The following is a 2,148-nucleotide window of genomic DNA, read 5'->3' on the forward strand; positions in this document are numbered from 1 at the left end:
GATAAAGGCCAGGAACGCCAAGGTAACAGCCGTTCGCATTCAGTTCTCCCCCAAGTTAAGGCCTGACCTTACACGGCAACTGCCGGTTTCGCATCCTGTCGCTCTGAGTTTACCTGCGGCTGATCGAGCCAAACAACTACTCCCCAGAATGAGGAAATTACTATTATGGCGCATGGACTTCTACGACCCCGTGCGTGCCGCGCCTAATCTGGCGGCGTCCATTCTCTCCCATCGACCGCTGATGACGATTCAGCCCAAAGATTAGAGAAATCGGACGTCCCTTCTTCACCGGGTGAAGTGGGACCAACACCGCCCACGGGCGGGAGGAAGCGTCCTTGACCGAAATAGAGAAGCGCAGCGGAGCAAGCGACAGTGGCCGGGACTGATCTTAGCCACTGTGGCATTCCTTCCGCGTATTCTGTCCAAGCTACGCCCACGGCGTCCTCGAATGGATTGGGTCTGACTGAAGACCGCCTTCGCTTCGGCTCGATCGTCTTCCCGTAACGACGTCGCTGCGTTCTCTTCCCCTGGTCGCTGCGCGTCCATTCCTCGGCGGCCCAAGAAAGCCTCGCGCCGCCGTTACTTCGTTTCAGCCCCTTCGGGATGCAGACCGATCGTCTCCGGCCTCACGACCACCATCGAGAGATGGGTGCGGCCCGAGAAAAACAGAAGGAACCACCACGATGGCTACGGTCGGCACATTCTCGCGCACCGCGAACGGCTTCTCCGGTTCGGTCAAGACCCTCAACCTCAACGTCAAGACTGTGACGTTCTCTCCGGTCGATGGCGACAATGAAAAGAGACCCGACTTCCGCATTTTCGCTGGCGCCCCGAGTTCGGGACGGCCCTGGAAGAAGACCTCGCGCGAGAGCCGCGACTACCACTTCGTCAAGCTCGACGATCCCAGCTTCCCCGCTCCGATCTACGCGAGCTTGGTCGAGACCGACACCGGGGGCGACTTCTCGCTCATCTGGTCACGACGCGCCGCGGAGTGATCCGTCAAGCACTAAGCCCGCCGCAAGGCGGGGCTTTGTCCTGTTCAAGTCCGCCGATGCCTAAGCTCTGCCAGCATGAAGTCAAAAAAATGAGGATCCGAGGCCCAGGCGATGTTGACGCGGATGCCTGCCTTGGCAGGTTGGCGCTCCGGCGAAAACACGGTACCAGGTGCGATAAAAATCCCCTGGCGAGCGCCTTCCCGGGCGAGGGCGATGTCATCGACATACTCGGGAAGCTCCAGATAGACGTAGTATCCACCTGTCGGCTCGGCAAAGAGCTTAAGACCCATCTTCTGAAGGCGGGGAACGACCGTCTCGGTGGCCTGCTGCACACGCTGCGCCAAACGCTTGAGGTGGCGCCGATAGTGACCTTCACTGATCAATCCATGGATCAACCGCTCAATGTGTCCTGAGCTGTTGACTGTCGTCAGCATCTTCAACTCGGCAAGGGAAGCGATAAGGTCGGGGCGCGCGGCGATATAGCCGCAGCGCAGGCTGGCCGACAACGTCTTGGCAAAGGTGCGCACGCAGATGACGTTCCGCAACTGGTCGAGAGGCGCAAGGCCAACGCCACGGACCGTCGGCAGGTCGACGAACGGGTCGTCCTCGACCACCAGCATGTCGCAGCGCGCGGCGATCGTCAGGATCGAGTGAGCCGTCGGCAGGTTGGTCGAGCTGCCGGTTGGATTGTGCGCAAGCGATTGTGTGAAGAACAGCTTCGGACGCTCGCGCTCGGCCTTGCCGGCGAGATCGTCGAGGTCCGGACCGGTCGGCGTCCGCTTCACGCCGATCATGCGGATCTGCGCCAGCTTCAGCTTGGCGAAAAGCGGGTAGTAGCCGGGGTCGTCGACCAGCACGGTATCGCCGGCGACGAGGAAGCGGCGTATGATCAGGTCCAGTGCGTGGTTGGCGCCGAATGTCAGCAGGATCTGGTCCGGGCTCGCCTGCACCTCGCGCTCCATGAGGTCGAAGGCGAGGCGCTCGCGCAGCGCCGGCAGGCCCATCGCCGAACCATAGCCGTCACTGCTGGACCTCTGGTGCCGGCCGAGCAGCCCGAGATGGCGGCGCACTTCCGATTCCTCCATCCATGAGGCGGGCGGCCGCCCGTCACCGACGCGGGTCGAAAAGCTCTCCTCCCACTGCGCATTGAGCA

The 2,148-nt window shown here is 61.8% G+C and carries 3 protein-coding genes; 2 read left to right on the forward strand and 1 reads right to left on the reverse strand.

What is annotated here, in order from left to right:
* Together EN984_RS38385 and EN984_RS32145 are read left to right on the forward strand one after the other, a co-directional pair.
* Window positions 1-265, forward strand: a 265-nt coding sequence (locus EN984_RS38385) for a hypothetical protein (protein ID WP_206517533.1), incomplete at its 5' end; no start/stop codon positions are given.
* Window positions 266-683: 418 nt separating this feature from the next.
* Window positions 684-995, forward strand: coding sequence for a DUF736 domain-containing protein (locus EN984_RS32145; protein WP_127268215.1), 312 nt, complete (start codon window positions 684-686; stop codon window positions 993-995).
* 44 nt (window positions 996-1,039) lie between these two features.
* Here the strand turns inward: EN984_RS32145 and EN984_RS32150 are convergent.
* A partial coding sequence (locus EN984_RS32150; RefSeq protein ID WP_164765810.1) for a PLP-dependent aminotransferase family protein occupies window positions 1,040-2,148 on the reverse strand: 1,109 nt, incomplete at its 5' end.

The sequence above is a fragment of the Mesorhizobium sp. M7A.F.Ca.CA.004.12.1.1 genome (assembly GCF_003997835.1).
In the GTDB taxonomy this organism is placed as follows: Bacteria; Pseudomonadota; Alphaproteobacteria; order Rhizobiales; family Rhizobiaceae; genus Mesorhizobium.

Coding starts and splice junctions, on each gene's coding strand:
- EN984_RS32145 (WP_127268215.1), top strand. CDS start 684: ATGGCTACGGTCGGCACATTCTCGCGCACCGCGAACGGCTTCTCCGGT.